Annotated in this window: 12 protein-coding genes; 8 read left to right on the top strand and 4 right to left on the bottom strand. The window is 58.1% G+C overall.

Annotated elements, in window-relative coordinates; translation table 11 throughout:
• The first annotated feature begins 353 nt into the window (after window positions 1-353).
• Window positions 354-2,231, top strand: coding sequence for a TolC family protein (locus EC9_RS00720; RefSeq protein ID WP_145341499.1), 1,878 nt, complete (start codon window positions 354-356; stop codon window positions 2,229-2,231).
• On the opposite strand, the gene EC9_RS00725 is transcribed toward EC9_RS00720, so the two are convergent.
• Genes EC9_RS00725 through EC9_RS00735 form a run of 3 tightly spaced genes read right to left on the bottom strand, consistent with a single transcriptional unit; the run spans window position 2,232 to window position 7,201 of the window.
• On the bottom strand, window positions 2,232-4,283 hold the full coding sequence (locus EC9_RS00725) for an ABC transporter permease (protein WP_145341501.1): 2,052 nt from the start codon (window positions 4,281-4,283) through the stop codon (window positions 2,232-2,234). It abuts the gene before it with no gap.
• A 51-nt stretch (window positions 4,284-4,334) separates the two neighbouring features.
• Entirely contained in the window at window positions 4,335-5,600 is a 1,266-nt protein-coding gene (locus EC9_RS00730; RefSeq protein ID WP_145341503.1) for an efflux RND transporter periplasmic adaptor subunit, read from the bottom strand.
• Window positions 5,597-7,201: a cyclic peptide export ABC transporter gene (locus EC9_RS00735; RefSeq protein WP_246105899.1), complete on the bottom strand. Its 1,605-nt coding sequence runs from the start codon at window positions 7,199-7,201 to the stop codon at window positions 5,597-5,599. The genes EC9_RS00730 and EC9_RS00735 overlap by 4 nt, the downstream gene beginning before the upstream one ends.
• Before the next feature lie 219 nt (window positions 7,202-7,420).
• Here EC9_RS00735 and EC9_RS00740 point away from each other — a divergent pair, with 219 nt between their 5' ends.
• Together EC9_RS00740 and EC9_RS00745 are read left to right on the top strand one after the other, a co-directional pair.
• The gene (locus EC9_RS00740; RefSeq protein WP_145341506.1) at window positions 7,421-8,548 is read left to right on the top strand and encodes a glycosyltransferase; all 1,128 of its coding nucleotides are present in this window, start codon (window positions 7,421-7,423) and stop codon (window positions 8,546-8,548) included.
• A complete protein-coding gene (locus EC9_RS00745; RefSeq protein ID WP_145341508.1) occupies window positions 8,545-9,438 on the top strand; it encodes a glycosyltransferase in 894 nt (297 codons plus the stop codon). The genes EC9_RS00740 and EC9_RS00745 overlap by 4 nt, the downstream gene beginning before the upstream one ends.
• A 7-nt stretch (window positions 9,439-9,445) precedes the next feature.
• Here the strand turns inward: EC9_RS00745 and EC9_RS00750 are convergent, their stop codons facing one another.
• Entirely contained in the window at window positions 9,446-10,300 is an 855-nt protein-coding gene (locus tag EC9_RS00750) for a sulfotransferase domain-containing protein (protein ID WP_145341510.1), read from the bottom strand.
• Between the two features lie 48 nt (window positions 10,301-10,348).
• Here EC9_RS00750 and EC9_RS00755 point away from each other — a divergent pair, with 48 nt between their 5' ends.
• From EC9_RS00755 to EC9_RS00775, 5 genes are all read left to right on the top strand, one after another.
• Window positions 10,349-11,617 (top strand): glycosyltransferase, encoded by a 1,269-nt coding sequence (locus tag EC9_RS00755; protein WP_145341512.1) that lies wholly within the window; start codon window positions 10,349-10,351, stop codon window positions 11,615-11,617.
• 103 nt (window positions 11,618-11,720) lie between these two features.
• Window positions 11,721-13,019, top strand: coding sequence for a hypothetical protein (locus EC9_RS00760; RefSeq protein WP_145341514.1), 1,299 nt, complete (start codon window positions 11,721-11,723; stop codon window positions 13,017-13,019).
• On the top strand, window positions 13,016-14,083 hold the full coding sequence (locus tag EC9_RS00765) for a glycosyltransferase family 8 protein (RefSeq protein ID WP_145341516.1): 1,068 nt from the start codon (window positions 13,016-13,018) through the stop codon (window positions 14,081-14,083). Before EC9_RS00760 ends, EC9_RS00765 begins: the two co-directional genes overlap by 4 nt.
• A 5-nt stretch (window positions 14,084-14,088) precedes the next feature.
• A complete protein-coding gene (locus EC9_RS00770) occupies window positions 14,089-15,003 on the top strand; it encodes a hypothetical protein (RefSeq protein ID WP_145341518.1) in 915 nt (304 codons plus the stop codon).
• A gap of 73 nt (window positions 15,004-15,076) precedes the next feature.
• Window positions 15,077-16,354: a glycosyltransferase gene (locus EC9_RS00775; RefSeq protein ID WP_145341520.1), complete on the top strand. Its 1,278-nt coding sequence runs from the start codon at window positions 15,077-15,079 to the stop codon at window positions 16,352-16,354.
• Window positions 16,355-16,429 lie beyond the last annotated feature (75 nt).

The raw sequence follows: 16,429 nt of genomic DNA on the forward strand, positions 1-16,429 counted from the left end.
GCGATGCGCCTCGCCTGGAAAAGCCTCCGTTGCCAAGGCTGTTTGAGCAATGGCGGGAGGTGCAGCCAAACGATATGCCGCATCCAAGCGCACGCCAACCACTCGTGAATACGAGCACGCGAGCGTAAGTGGGGTCACTCGCTTGCGCTTCGTGCTGGTATGGGAGATCCTCGTTGTCGGCCCCCACGAGCAACTTTGACGATTAGGTGATCGAGCGGGATCGTAGTCGTCCTGCTGATTTTCTGGCTTCGTGCTTCCGATACTGCTAATGGTTCATTCTACCCCTGGTCGCGTAGCCCAACAGTTCGCGGGATTGCAAGGGTTGCGTCATTAGAGGTGTTGAGAGTTTGAAGATGAAACACAGCTATGGATCGATTGCTGTGTTGCTGCTTGCCCCGCTGCTGTTCTGCGGCCAGGGATGTCGCTCCCAAGCAAAACTTCCCGGCATCCGTTCCAAGAAATTGACGGTTGCAACATCTCCGGCCACCGAGCCGACGTCGGCTGAATCTGCCATCGCCCTGGTGAACTATCAGGCGTCGAAAGAACTGAGCGATAGCGCGATCCAGGGCGCGGTCGAACTCACGCCGCCGAGCGTGGATGATTTTCAGCAGCTGCCGCAAGAAGACATCTCGCTCGACCACGCGGTCCAGCGAGCGCTTGCGAACAGCCAAGTGATCCAGGATCACGGTGGTCGCGTGCTGACCTATCCCGATGCGATTCGCACTACGCTCGATCCAGCCGTGATCGCAAGCGATCCCAATATTGGTATCGACGCGGCGCTATCGGCTTACGACACGCAGTTTGAAACCGCGCTGGTTTGGAACGGCGGGGGCAGTTCCGTCAACTCGGCATTCTCCAGCGGACAGTTCGGCGTCTTTTCGCAACCCGAGACGATGGCAAAAGTTGGCTGGGGACAGATGCTTCGCAGCGGAACCAAGGTGGCTGTCGGCGGCGTCGGCGGCTACGACAAACAACTGGCCGGAGGTCTTTATGCTGCGTATGGTGCCGAGGTGCGACACCCGTTGTTGCGTGGAGCCGGGACCGAATTCAACGACATCGCCGGCCCATTTGGTAAACCGGGCTTATATCGCGGCGTCTTGATCTCGAAAATCGGCCAGCGCAAGGCGCAACTGGAAGTCGAGAAATCGGTAAGAGACCTCGTGCGCGACGTGAGCATCGTCTACTGGGAGCTGGCGTTTGCCTATGAAAATCTCAGGGCCAAGCAGAAAGCACTGGACAACGCGCACAACTCCTGGCAGCGAGAGCAAGAGCGGGCCGCTGCGAATGTCAGCCCCGCAGACGTCGAAGCGATCGCGCGGCAACAGTATTATTCCGCCGTTGCTGCAGTCCGCAACGCCATCGCCGGGACCGGGCATGGGCAGACCGGCGTCTATGCGATTGAACTGAAACTGAGAACGCTGCTGGGCATGCCGGCTTGCGACGGCCGCTTGTTGCATCCGAGCGGAACTCCGCTCAAAGCAGCGATCCGATTCGATTGGCACGAGAGCAACGCGTTGGCAACGACCGGGCGGCTTGAGCTGAGGATCCAGCAGTCGAATATCGACCGACGTATTTTGGAACGGAAAGCGGCCAAGAACCTTCGCCGTCCGCAGGTCGATATCGTTGGCCAATACCGTCGCCTGGCCGATGATCCAACCACCGACACCGCGCTCTTCAGCGAGGCGTTGCAGGGTTGGCAGATCGGGATCGATTATCGCCGTTCGATTCAGAACAGCCGCGAAAACGCAGCGATCCGCAACGCCGAACTTCAGCTGAGCCGCGAGCACGCGCTCGCTGATGCACAGCGAGCGCAGATCTCATCGGAACTGCGAACCGCTTTCATCGAACTCGATCGCGCCCTGGGGACGATGCACTACATGGCGCTCAGCCACGATGCGGCAATGATCCGCTTGGACGCTCAAACCCAGCGGCACGCGGCCGGCGATGCTCAGGTTGAACATGTGCTGGAGGCGCAGATTCGCGCCACGCGAGCCGAAACGCAATATCAACGAAGCGTCATCGATTACAACCTTGCATTTATCAAATTGCACTACGCTCGCGGAACGCTGCTGAAAACGATGGGCGTTGGTTTTGGAACGCCAGCAACGGATGAATGTCGTTTTGCGTTAAACGCGCCTTCGGTGTTCGCCCAACCGCCATCGGGCGACGATTCCTCAACCAACACGCAACTGGCTCAACCTCCGGCCGCTGCGGGTCCAGCTGTTCGATAGTTATTCAAATCGCAGGGCGTCGATCGGATCCAACAGCGAAGCTTTTCTCGCCGGATAATATCCAAACAGGATGCCGACAAAGGCAGCGACACCGACGGCGACGATCGCGGCGGTCAGCGACAACTCGTTGGGCCACGACATAAACCAACCGATCGCCATCGAACAAAGGTGTCCAAACACGATTCCAACCAGACCACCGATCATACATAACACGGTCGCTTCGATCAGGAACTGGCGAAGGATTGCAGAGCGATCGGCGCCAACGGCCATCCGCAGCCCGATCTCTCGCGTTCGTTCGGTCACCGAAACCAACATGATGTTCATGATCCCAACGCCTCCCACCAGCAGCGAAACGCCGGCGATAATGAAGCCGAGTGCCGCCAGCCCGGAGACAACTTGATTTGTAACTTTCGAGACCTCGGTGAGATCTTGAATCTGAAAAACGTCTTCGCTGACGTCGTGCCGACGGGCAAGGAACTCTCGGATCTGTTGCCGCGCTTCGCCCACATGTTCCGGCGATATCGCCTGCACATAGATCTGACTCAGGTTTTCATTTCGCGTCGACTGGCGGCTCGATACCAATTGCATTTTTGGCATTTGGTCTGCAAACGCAGCGAATCGCGGCGCGGCGTGCGAACTGGCATTTAAGCGATACTTAAAGGTTGTCCAGGGCGCGACGATGATGTCGTCTTGGTCGTTGCCGATCACGTCACCACCTTTTGCCGACAAGACACCGACAACGCGCAGCGAGATCCCGTTGGCGCGAATCTCTTTCCCCACGGGATAGTCGTCCAGGAAAAGATCGCTGGCAACCGTCTGCCCGATCACGCAAACCTTCGCCGCATCGAAGACGTTTTCTTCGGTGAACAATTGGCCCATGTCGGTATCGTCCCAGTGGCGTCCCCGCAGGTAGTCGGCGGTGCTTCCAACCACAAACGTCGGGCGACTGCGGCGGTTGCCATACACAAGTTGCACCTGTCCATGCACGATCGGCGCCGTCAATTTCACCGCGGGGCATTGCTCCGCCAGCTGATCGGCATCCGTCGGCGTCAAAGGGATGTAGCGATTGCGTCTTCCAGACGACGAGGTATGCGTGGACATGACGGTCAACATATCGGCTCCCATACTGGCAACCGTCTCTTTGATTGCTCGCGAGGAACCGCTGCTCAGTTCCATCACATTGACGACCGATGCCACGCCGATGATCACCCCCAGCATCGTCAGCGCCGTGCGCAGGGCGTTGCGACGAAGCGCCAAGATCGCGACCATGATTGCGTTGAGCGTAGCCGCCAGGTGCTGTCGATTTCTGCCACCGGAGAGCTTTGTTGGCGGATCGGGTAGGAGGTGCTCGACAGCCGAATAATCGGATTCATTCTGTTGATCCGCGGCGATCACACCGTCTTTCATATGAACGATACGGTCAGCGCTTTTGGCGACTTGCGAATCGTGCGTGACAACGACCAGCGTGATGCGATGTTCGAGATTCAGTTTACGAAACAATGCCAATATCTCGAGCTCGGTCTTCGAGTCGAGGTTGCCGGTCGGTTCGTCGGCGAGCAACAATCGCGGACGGTTGATCAAAGCCCGAGCAATGGCGACGCGCTGCCGTTCGCCACCGGAAAGTTGGTTGGGCGTATGGTCTAAACGCCCGGCAAGTCCCACCGTCTCTAGCAGTTGTTTGGCGTACTGAACCTTCTCGGCTTGCGACCGATCGTCGCTGGCGTAGAGCGTTGGCAGCAGCACGTTGTCCAGCGCCGAGGTCCGCGGCAGCAGGTTGAAATTCTGGAATACAAATCCAACGTGGCGATTGCGAAAGATAGCCAGCTCGCCGGCCGACAATTCCGACACGTCGATGTCGGCGAACCGATACAGCCCACGGGTCAACCGGTCCAGGCTACCTAACAGGTTCATCAGCGTGGTCTTGCCGGAACCGGAGGTGCCCATCAGCGCGACGTATTCGCCGGCGGCAATGTTCAGCGTGATCCCTTTCAGGACGGGCAGGTCGGAATTGCCAACCCGGTAGGTCTTTTCGACGTTGCCCAGTTCAATCAATCTTCTGATCCCTGCTTAGATCGCTGCTCAAATGAAATCGCGAAACGCGGCTTATCGAATAGTCTTAGCGGTCGGAATGATCCGCGCAAGGGTCGTGCGGTCGACGGTTCCAACCACGATCGGCAATGCTTCTGCAAAGCCATCCCCTTGGACCTCGGTCTGCACCCCATCGTCCACTCCGACGCGGACCTTCAGTGGGCGGACCCGTCCGTCTCCGGCAGCGACCCAAACGCAAGCCTGTTCGCCTTCGCTGGGGCCTCGTGCATTGTCTTGCTGTTGAGGACGATCGACCAGCAGATCTCCGCTTTCGAGTTGTTTGGAGTCGGGCCACCAACGGAGCGCTCCATTGGGGACCAACCAAGCGTGGTCTCGCCGCAAGACTTCAAACTCCACATCGGCGGTCATGTGTGGGAACAGTTCGATGTCGGTCGGGTCGATGCCGATGACCACATCGTAGGTAACAAAGTTTCCCTGTCGGCGGGCGTTGAACAGAATCTCCTCGACGCGGCCCGTCATCGTGTCGTTTCGATGGGCATCGACGGTGAAGGTCGCCGGTTGCCCAAGCTTCACTTTGCCGATGTCGCTTTCGCTGACCGAAGCCCGGATCCGCATGTGGTCTAAATCTTTCGACAGCAAAAACAGACCGGGATGCCCTGCATGAACGTGCTGGCCCAGGTTCGCCCGACGGTCAATCACGATCCCATCGATCGGCGACCGGACCGTTGTCTGCTCCACATGGATCTCGGCATGGCGGACTTCGGTCTCCGCCTGCTTTAACCTCGCCTGTCCAACCGCCAACTGGGCGGCTGCCATCTCGTGCGCAGTCTGGATCTCATCGAAAGCGCTCTGCGTATTGGTAGCCCGCAATTGCGTCGCCCGCTGCAGGTTTCGGCTGGCCTGGGCAAGTTGTGCCTCTAGACGCCCGATGTCAGCTTGCGCCAAACCATACGCAGCTTGTGCCTTTTGCAGCCCCATCTCGAATTGTTGCGGATCGATCTCAAACAGGACCGTCCCTTTCGAGACACGAGCCCCGACGCCAATCGATTTCTGTTTGTCGTCGGGATCGACGCCAAAGCGTACGATCTTGCCGGCCACCTCGGGCCCTACTTGTACCACTTCATCCGGCTCGATCGTGCCGGTGGTACCAATCGTGATCACGAGGTCGCGTCGCTGGATATCGACGGTTCTTAGTTCGGGCAGCGCATTGCTAACGCTTCGCACATAGAAGAATCCTGCGACAGCAAGCATGCTGAAAAGCATGCCCCCACCGAGAACCAGACGTCTCACCCACGAGCGTTTAGGTTTCTTGTTCGTCATGCTGCGATCCTTTGCCGTCGACTGGAAACCATCTTCCCATCTACCAACTCAACGACGCGATCGGCGGCGAAGAAGTAGCGGTCATCATGGGTGATCGCGACGACCGATCGACCGTTGCGAGTCAATTCAGGCACGATGTGTCGATAGAAAATTTCTTTAAACCCGGGGTCTTGTTCAGCCGCCCATTCGTCAAAGACAAACACGGGGCGTTGGTCCAAACAGGCGACCAGCAGGGCGAGTCGCTTATGCTGCCCACGCGAGAGCTTGCCAAGCCGGAAGTGCCCGGTTTCGAAATCAACTTTGTCTTCGATGCCCAAAATGCTGGCCCAACGCTTCAACTGCATCGGATTGGCATCGATTCCCAGCAGTCGGTCGAACAGGTGCCCCTCGACGAAGACTGTCGTAAACATCTGCCGGTAATCACCCAATGCCGCCTGATCGACGACTTGTTTGTTCAGCAGCAATTCGCCCTGATCGGGCGTGTACAAACCGGTCAGCAATTTCGCCAGCGTCGTCTTCCCGCTACCGTTGCCACCGGCAATAAACAGTACCTCGCCGGGCATCACCAAGAGATCGATGGGGCCCAGATGGAAGCTCTCTTGGTCGGAGTGCGGAGACCGGTAGGCGTAAGAGACGTTGCGGAGCGAGATCGAGCGAAACTCGGGAATCTGCGTTCCGCAAGCGATCGCTTTGGACGGATCGATCATCAACCCGAGCGCGTTGATTTTATTGAGCGAGATGTTGGCGTTGTTCAGCGCCGGCAACCAGCCAAGGATGCTGTCCAGAGGACTGGTCAGATACAGGATCGTCAGCGTGTATCCCATCAGGGTTTCGGATGTGACCGGCCAGAACCGCGGCCAGACAAAGATCAACAGTCCGATACCGATGAAACGCGATAGACGTCCCCAGGTGTGTGCGGCACCGAGAATATCGGTCCCTTTGATCAAACGTTCCCGCATCGCGGTGTCGGCCGGCAGCAGCACGTCGTACATGAATTCAACGCAGCGACGATTGTTCCCTTTCAGCTCTTTGATCCCAAACACCATCGCCTGCAACTGCTTCCTGACTTCGTCGCGATCCTCGCGCGCTTGCCGCAGGTGGTAGTTGGCCCAGTGCAATCCGCCCAGATAGCTGGCGATGCCTAGCGACGCCATGATCACCGAGCCGATCGCCAGCGGTAGCGACAGACTGGCCAAGTAGACCAGGCCGCTGATCAGCACCATCGCATTGGCGCATACGGTTGGGAATTGCGAGAGCGCGTTGGTGATCGCACCGACGTCTCCACCCAACGTGCCCAGCAGGCGATGGGGGCCACAGGCTTCCAATTCTGGCAGCGGTGCGGCAGCGATGCGATTGCATAATTCAAACTGCAGTCGGGCCGCGGTCGACTGGGAAAGGCGGGTCAAAATGCACTTGGAGACGACCTGCAGAACCAACACCGCCAGGCAAGCGATGGCGAACAAAGTCGCCAGGCGATTGGATGCCGCCGCTTGCTGCGTGAACGATTGATGGATCAACGTGATCAATCCAAGCATCGCCAATCCACTGGCTCCACCAAAGACAATCGATGCCAGGCTCGCTCTCCACGAGGAACGCAACATGAGTAGAAGGAGGCTCACCGGATATTTTGTCCCGACAGGTACTGAACGATTTCAACGAATGAAAGTTGCCTGATAACAAAACCCCATCGGATTCACCAACAGCATTTGCTGTGATAGCATGCTGCAGATTCACGCCGAAGCGACATCGATCGCTTCACTTGCCTTCGTCGCTGTCATCGATCAGGTGCTCCCCCATTGAAGTTCGCGTTTTATTCCACGATGACAGGCATGCCGTGGGGCGGCAGCGAAGTTCTTTGGTCGCGAGTCGCGCACCGAATGCGGGCCGACGCACACCAAGTTTGCGTTAGTTTTCGCCGCTGGGATCCCGAGGCCAAGGCGCTCGAATCGCTTCGTCGAGCAGGAGCGAGCGTGAGCACGCGGCCCGTGCCGCATCCGCCATCGTGGTTCAACAGCCTCAATCCCGCGCGGTGGCCCAAGACCGATGCCCAGCATATCCAGCGGTGGTTGGCCAAAGAGCAGCCCGATCTGGCCCTGGTTACCCTCGGCTATCATTTAAATACAGTCTCCCCGGCAGCGGAGCTGATGCGTCGGCAAATTCCCTACGCGATCAATGTCCAATGCGCCAGCCCCGACTATCTCGATTCGTATTTCCTGGACGCCTTCCGAGCCGCGTATGCCGGTGCGGCCAGAGTCTATTTCGTTTCCCAGGAGAATCTTGAGCGTGTTGAGACGATGTTGGCGATGCGGATCGAAACGGCAAAGATCATCGACAATCCGTTTAATGTTTCCTGGGATGCCCAACCGGCCTGGCCAACCGATCGCGACGGTTTTCGTTTGGCCTGTGTCGGGCGATTGCACTTTCCCTCCAAGGGCCAAGACCTGTTGATCGACGTTCTGCGGCAAGACAAATGGCGACAGCGGAATCTGTCGCTACATCTGTACGGCGAATCGCAGGGCTTTCTTCGGCAAACCGAAGACCTCATCGCGCGGCATGGATTGCAGGATCAGATTCATTACGAAGGCTTCTCCGAACAGATTGAAAATTTGTGGGCGAATCACCACGGTCTGGTTCTCCCCTCCCGTTTTGAAGGCGCCGCGTTGGCAGTCGTCGAAGCCTTGTTGTGCAATCGCGTTTGCGTCACGACAGCTGTCGGCCGCAATCGAGAATTGATCCGCGATGGCGAGACGGGGTTCATCGCACCGGCTGCGACAGCCGAACTGATCGACCACGCACTCGAAGCGGCTTGGCAAAAAAGAGATCGCTGGCAAGAGATCGGCCAATTGGCGGGACAACACATTCGGCAGCGGTATCACGAGGACCCCGTTGCGGTTCTCTACAGCGATTTGATGGCATTGGCTGCCGAACAGGGAGTCGGAAGTTCATGAAGATCAGCGTCGCGATCTGCACCTGGAATCGCTCCGGTTTGCTCCGACGCACGCTTCAATCGATCGCCGAAATGGAGATGGGCGATCCCATCGAATGGGAATTGATCGTCGTCGATAATAACTCTTCGGATGATACCGCCGATGTGATTGGGAGCTTCGCCCAACAGCTGCCGATTCGATACGTTCACGAACCTCAGCAGGGGCTGTCGCTCTCTCGCAATCGCGCGATCGATACAGCGACGGGCGACTACATTCTCTGGACCGACGACGATGTTTTGGTTTCCAAGCAGTGGCTGAACGCCTATCGCAGCGCATTTGCGGCGGCTCCGGACATCGCTTTTTTTGGCGGTTGTATCGAACCATGGTTTGAACCGCCCGGATGTCCCGACTGGATTTCCGAAACATGGGCCAAGTGCAATCCGGCCTTTTCGCCGCGGATGCTGGGGGATGCAGAGGTCGAACTGACGGCGGAGCGTTTGCCATACGGCGCGAACTTCGCCGTTCGCACCGATGTGCAACAGGCCCATCGCTACGACCCGCGGTGGGGACGCGTCGGTTCGGGAATGATGGGAGGCGAAGAGATCGCAGTGCTGCGGGAAATCGTCCGCTGCGGAGGACGCGGACGCTGGGTCCCGGGCGCGCCGCTTCGACATATCGTGCCCGCGCGACGGGCCAGCGAAAAATTTGTCCGCGACTATTTCGTTGGCCAGGGAATGGAGAATGTCGCCGCGGGGCGGACCGTCACAGGACGGATGGCCAATGGCTTCGACGCGATATATTCGATGCTGCTGTATCGGATCAAGCGTCGTTTTGTAGAGCCCGATGAATGGGTCTCGCATATGATTCGTGCGAGCATTTCGTGGGGAGAGTTCCGGGCTCCACGGAGCTAAAAAAAACTCATGCGGCGACCAACTGCAACGCTTCGCTTGCTTCGGATTCAAACCAATTGCGTTGTTCGTCGGTGAAATACTCCTGCCAGGTGCCGGCGCATCCACGGCGATAGAAGTGGTGGGGCCGATTGGTCTTCCCATTTCCAAATCCCGCTTCGGTCTTCGCGGTCAACGGTTGCGCCTGTTTGGGGTTGAGGTTCAAGAATCGATAGATTTCATCGCGGCGAGCCAGCGTGTCGCGATGCAGATCCTCGTACCGCACCCAGTGATAGTCCAGTAGGATCTCGCCGCGGTCGGCGGCGCGCATCACGTCGAAGTCATCGCAGACGACCGCGTTCCATTGCGCGGCAAATGCCCGTACACTCTGCTCGCACGAGAGCAGTTCGTTTTTGTGGGTCTCGAAGTAGTTGGGATCCGCTTGAACTTGCTTTACCTTGGCTTTCATTTCCGGCCACTCTTCGATATCCAAATTCATGCTGTGGTAAGTCCAACTGACCATCGCATCGCGACCGTCGCGGGTGATGTAGAGGGTCTTCGAATCGGGGATGATCAACGACCGCAGCGGACATGGCGTGCGATCGCCGCACAGTCGTGCAGGCCCGCAAACGTCGACGACGAGATCTCGGATCATCTGATGCAAGCGATCTTCCAAGATTGGACGATATTCATTCTTCTTCAGGAGTGCCGTGAGATCTTCCTGCTCCCCCAACAGTCCACGAAATAGCGTTGGGAAATGAAACTCGCCACAACACCGCACCTGCGGATGCAGGTTCATCAGATTGCACAACCAATTGGTCCCTGATTTGGCGTACCCACGGATGAAAAACAGCTCCGGCGGCTTCGGCTTTAAAAAACGCAGCATCGATGTTCTGACAATTCGGTTGGAAGCAATGGCTATGATGATCGCTCAATGAATACTCTGTTACTCGTTACCGATCAACCGTTCTGGCGGCGCGAGAATGGATCGCAGCAGCGATCTTGGGCACTGTTGCAATTTCTGAAGTCGCAAGGTTTTCGCGCGACCTGCTTCTACATGGTGCCGCTGACCGATAGCGACATCCTGGCGACGCGCGAACTCGGATTGCAAATCGTTGCGTTTGATCCGAATGGCTCTTGGTTTGCAAAGCGAGTTCACGGTATCGCGAACATGTTCGGTCGACGACGTCGCAAAGCGAAGCGTCCCGCTTCTCAAGCTGCCGGTGTTTCAAAGTCGCCGCCGGGCACGCTGCAAACCTATCGCTGGCCAGCTGCGGCGGCGCAGTTTCAAAAACTGGTCGCCCGCCTGCATCCCGATTTGGTCCTCTGCAATTACGTTATCTGGGGCAACCTGTTGGAAGCGTTCCCGTCCGGCCAGCGACCTTTTCTGGCGGTTGTCGATACGCAGGACGTGCTGCACCAGCGGCAACAGAGTTTCTCGCGGTACGGAGCCGACCATTGGATCGAGATCACTCGCGACGAAGAGGCACAGGCGCTTGGCCTGTTCGATTTGATTCTCGCCGCCCAAGCCGACGAAGCGAAGACGCTTCGCGCGATGGTGCCCGAGGTCGACGTCGTTCAAGTCGGTCACGATCACGATCGGCACGCGAGGCCAGATGTCATCGATCCGCAGCGGCGGTTGCCGGACGCCCCCGTCCGGATCGGGATGATTGGATCTGGCAATGCCGCGAATCGCGATGGCCTGCGATGGTTTATCGACGAGGTCTGGAATAACGGCCTGTCGGCGCAGAATGTTGAATTGCTCGTGGCCGGATCGCTGAGCAGCGAGATGGATGGCCCAACGGATTCAGGGGCACCGCAGGTTCGCTGTCTGGGCGTGGTGCAACCGCTTGACGCTTTTTATGACCAAGTCGATGTGGTGATCAATCCGATCCGGTTTGGAAGCGGCATCAAAATCAAGACGATCGAAGCGTTTCGGTTTGGCAAGCCGCTGGTGGTCCATCCCCACAGCACTCAAGGGCTCTCCGAAGCAGCAAAAGAGGCAGTGTTGGTTGCCGATACCGCCGCGGAATTTTCCGCTGCCTGCCAGCGATTGGTCGATAGTGCGGCGATGCGACGCGAGATGTCGCAACGGATGTTGCAGTTCGATCGGACTGAACTGTCGGCGAAATCGGTCTACAGCGACCTGGTCGCGTGGCTGCGCGAGCACGACCTTTGTGTCGCCAGCGGCCGTCCCGCTTGAACCCTTGCGAAACATCGGGGATAGTAGGTGCCGGTGCGATCGATTTCTGCAGCGGCAGAATCGCAACGACAATCGAAGTGGTGGGCGCAAGGATGGGCGAGCGGTGGCAAGTGGAACGGTTTTTTATGTTGGCACCGACAGCGAAGTGGCGCACCACGCGGCACCGCTGATGGGCCGACTGCCGATTCGCATCGCCACAGCCGAGGAAGTCCTGAAGCTTGCGGTACCGGGCGATTTGGCGATCTTCTTTTCGGAGCACTTCGAGCGGTTTCGATCGGCAATCCGTCAGCTGCAAAGCCGCCGTGTCGCGACGCTGTATGCGATCGATGGCATCTTGGAATGGCGAAACGCTTGGGAAAACCGAGCGGATGAGCCAGCATCGCCTTGGACGATGCGTCCGGTCCTGTCGGACAAAGTCGCGTGCATTGGGGCGGCGCAAGCGAGAGTGCTATGGTCTTGGGGGAACGCTGACAAGATCGAGATCGTAGGGATTCCCCGCTTCGATGATCTCGCCGCACGCGACACCACTCGCAATCTCCCACGCGATCCAAACGTCTTCCGAATCCTGGTGGTGACGGCCAGATGCCCAGGCTTTACCGATTCGCAGCGGCAACAAATCGCTCAATCGCTAGCCGATCTTCGCGACACGGTTCGCGAAACCGATCTGCCCGATGGCCGACGGATCGAAATCGCATGGCGGCTGAAAGGCGGAATGGACCGTCGGATCGGAGTCGAGAACCAGGAGAGCGACAGCGATCTGGCCGACGTGCTCGATCGCGTTGACGCCACGATCACAACGCCATCGACGGCGCAATTGGAATCGATGCTGTTGGGCAAGCCGACGGCGATTCTCGATTACACCAACAGCCCGTTGTATGCCGATGCCGCTTGGCGAATCACCGCAAAGGAACAGATCGCACAAACGCTAGAACAATTGATTCGGCCAACTGAAGCCCGCATGCACTATCAAAAATCGGTGCTACACGACGCGTTGCAGCTTCAATCCCCGGCCAGTGATTTGATGGTCCAGTTGATTCAGGCGATGCTGGGTCAGACGCAAAACGCGATTCACAGCGATCGGACGCCTCGGTTTCCCGAAGCGATCTTGCCGCCGGTGGACGCTGCACCGCCGTCGCTCTGTTTGCCAGCAGCCTACCCGACGCGTGGCGTCTTCCAAAACGACGACCTTCAAAAATTGCAAACGCAACTGGCGGATGCCGAGCGTGAAACGGAACTGCTGCATCGGATGATCGATGGGTTGCGCGATGAACTGGGCCAGGCCCACGCGATCTTTGATTCGATCCATCGGCATCCGGTCGCTGGGCCGGTGGTTCGCGCACGCCAGAAGGTGATCGATTGGTTTGCGAAGGCCGAACGGGGCGATGCGGAGCACGATTCGTGAACACACAACAATCAACCGCCGCGACAGCGCGGCACGCTCCGCCCGCCGATCGATCCGATGCGACGATCGATGTCGTTTGTGCGGCAGACGATGCGTATGCGATGCCCCTGGCAGTCACGCTCAAGAGCGCTTGCCGCAACTTGGCCAAAGGCTCTCGGATCCGTTTGTTCTTCATCACCGGTGGGATCAACGACGCAAATTGGTCGATGATCGAAGCGACGCTCGCAGACGAACCGATCGATATCCATGTGATCCAACCCGATCGCGCGATCTTCGCAGACCTGACGATCTCGCATCATATTTCACACACCGCCTACTTCCGGCTGCTGACTGCCGAACTGTTGCCAAGCGATGTGCGACGGGTGATCTATCTCGATTCGGACCTGTTCATCCAAGAGGACCTTGGCCACTTGTGGGCGTTGCCGATCGAAGCGAAGTTCTGTCTGGCAACCGTCGACGTCGCCTGCCCCTATGTCGACGCGCGGCTTGGATGTGCGAACTATCGCATGGCCAATCCTTATATGGCGTCGCTCTCTCCGATCCGGAACTACCGCGAACTAGGGCTCGACGGATCCAGCGAGTACTTCAATAGCGGCGTGATGGTTCTGAATCTTGACTTGTGGCGCAAGGAAGAGATGGCGACGCGATTGCTGAAAACGCTCCGCGACAATCAAAAGTACGTATGGTGCTGGGATCAGTACGCGCTCAACGTGGCTTGTCATGGCAACTGGGGACGCTTTGATCCGCGCTGGAACCAGGGGGCGCATGTGTTTGAGTATCCGTCGGCACGGCACGCGCCAATCGAAGTGAACCAATGGGATCAGATGCGAACCGATCCGGCGATCGTGCACTTCACGACAGAATTCAAGCCTTGGCAACACAACTCCAATCACCCTCGCAGCGAAGTCTTTTACGAGGGGCTGGATGAAACTGCCTGGCGCGGGTGGCGGCCCGATACCAGCAGGTCCAACTTCAAGGATTGGTTCAATCGGCAAGTGCTTGCCGCGATCAAACAAGCGACGATCTCTTCCCGACGATTGACTTCGATGTGGGCCGCAGGATAAAGCCAATGACACCAACAACACTTCCGGCAGCACGCCCAAGCGCCCGATTAAGGAAAGCGGAGGCTAACGCCCGTCCGTTGGTCACGATCTTCACGGTGCTGAAGCCGTTTGTTGGCGAAGCCGACACGCACCAACGCAATGCGCTGGCCAGCTGGCAGATGCTGGGACCGGACGTGGAGATCCTGCTGTTCTCCGACACATCGATCCCCGACGATCTTCGCGCTCGCTTTACGTGCCTTCCGTGCATCGCGACCAATGAATTTGGCACTCCATTGCTGGACGATGTGTTTCGTGTCGCAGCCGACATCGCACGCGGCAGCGTCCGCGCCTTTGTTAATGGAGATATCGTGCTAGACCAGCGTTTCACCCAGTCGGTGCGACGGTTGCAAGATTCCGACCTCGCGTCGTGGCTGGCGATTGGGCAGCGAACCGAGCTGGATGTTCCCGCCGCAGTGCAACATCCCGCGGCTGGCTGGCTCGACGATTGTTTCCAGAAATGTGAGACGCAGGGCGAACTGGCATCGGTTGTCTGCAAAGACTACTTCATCTTCACCGCCGACCTTTTTCAAGACCTTCCCGCGTTTGCGATCGGGCGTGGGAATTGGGACAACTGGATGGTCGCTCACAGCAAGTCCAACGGCATCCCGGTCGTCGATATCACGGCCGTAGCGCCGGTCATTCACCAGCGACATGGCTACGCGCACGTCAGCGGGGGCAGGGGAGCGGTCTACGTCAGCGGTCCCGAGGCGAAGGAAAACCAACGCCTCGCCGGAGGGCGACATCTGATCAGCGGCAGCACCGCAAATTGGCGGTTCGATAAGTCCGGAATCCGCAGAGTGCGATGGACATCGTGGACCCTCTGCAAAGATGCCTTCCGTTTTGCGGGGCTTTTGCTGCGGATGCTGATGCGATCGGATTAACGACACACTCCGGATCGATCTACAAACGCTTTCCCCCTCGATACCGCCGCGTGATGCTTCCAACAGGTTCCCCATGATCTCGATCGCTGCAATTTATTCGATCGCGCTGTTGCTGTGGTCGATTGCAAATTGGGGCTTCGCCTGGTTCTTTGCCGCACGGATTGTCCGGCCTGGCATTGGGAATCATAGGCTGCATGAAAACCAACCCTTCGCCCCCAAGGCTTCGGTGTTGCTGTCGTTGCGAGGCTGTGACCCTTTCCTGGAACAGACGTTGCGAGGTTTGCTGGAGCAATCTTATCCCGACTTCGAAGTCATCGTGGTGGTCGACAATCGGTGCGACCCAGCATGGGATGTTGCGATGCAAGTCAAGTCGGAACGCGACGCACAGGATCGCATCCGAATCGTCGAACTGCTGAATCCGTTGCCAACGTGCAGCCTGAAATGCAGTTCGCTGGTACAGGCGACAAGCCAGATCTCATCGACTAGCCAAGTGGTCGTGTTGGTGGATGCGGATGTTGTTCCGCACGCCAATTGGCTGCGTGGCGTGGTCCAACCGCTATCGGATCCGAAGGTCGGAGTCGTCACGGGCAATCAATGGTTCGATCCTCGCAGACGCGATACGGGATCGGTTTTGAGAAGCCTTTGGAATTCCGGCGCGTTGGTAGCGACGGCGATCAACGCAAACCCCTGGGCGGGGACCTGCGCGATCCGCACCGCCGACCTCCTGTCGTCGGGGCTGGTCGACGACTGGAAGACCTCCGTTGTCGATGACGGTCCGATCAAAGCGGCGATGACTCGGCTCGGGCTGCGAGTTCATTTCGATCCCAATCTGATCATGGTCAATCGAGACCAGTGCACGACCGCATTTGTCGGCCGCTACGTGACACGCATGCTCACGTGGAGCCGAGTCTACGAACCCACATTTGCGGGGACAGTCGTTCACGCAGCTGCCTTGGCTTTGTTTACCGCGGGCTGGTTGTTATTTCTGATCGCCGCGATCTGCTGGGGCGACTGGCCTGCGGCCGCATTGCTGACGTCATCGATGCTCATCGCCAACGGTTGCATGTTTCTCAGCTGGCGAACGGTTCGCGTTGCGGTCGGCGAAGCGGTCGCCACGAGAGGCGATTCACTGCACCGGATGTCGTGGAGTGAAGCGGCACAGGTCTTTGCCTTGCTCCCCGTATGCCAGCTGACGCACGTCTTTTGCACCATCAAAGCGATTTGGGTGCGGCAGGTGAACTGGCGAGGGATCACCTATCGTCTGCACAGCCAGCGGCGAGTCGAGATGGTTGCCTACCGCCCCTACGTTGACAATCAACAGGTTCCCTCCGAGGCAAACCTGTCCGTCTAGTCTAAGTCGCCATCGCGATTTCCTCGCAAAAAGGGGGGCAGGGCCGCCGGACCGCCCAAAAGTTGTGTCGCGACT

It is taken from the genome of Rosistilla ulvae (genome assembly GCF_007741475.1).
In the GTDB taxonomy this organism is placed as follows: Bacteria; Planctomycetota; Planctomycetia; order Pirellulales; family Pirellulaceae; genus Rosistilla; species Rosistilla ulvae.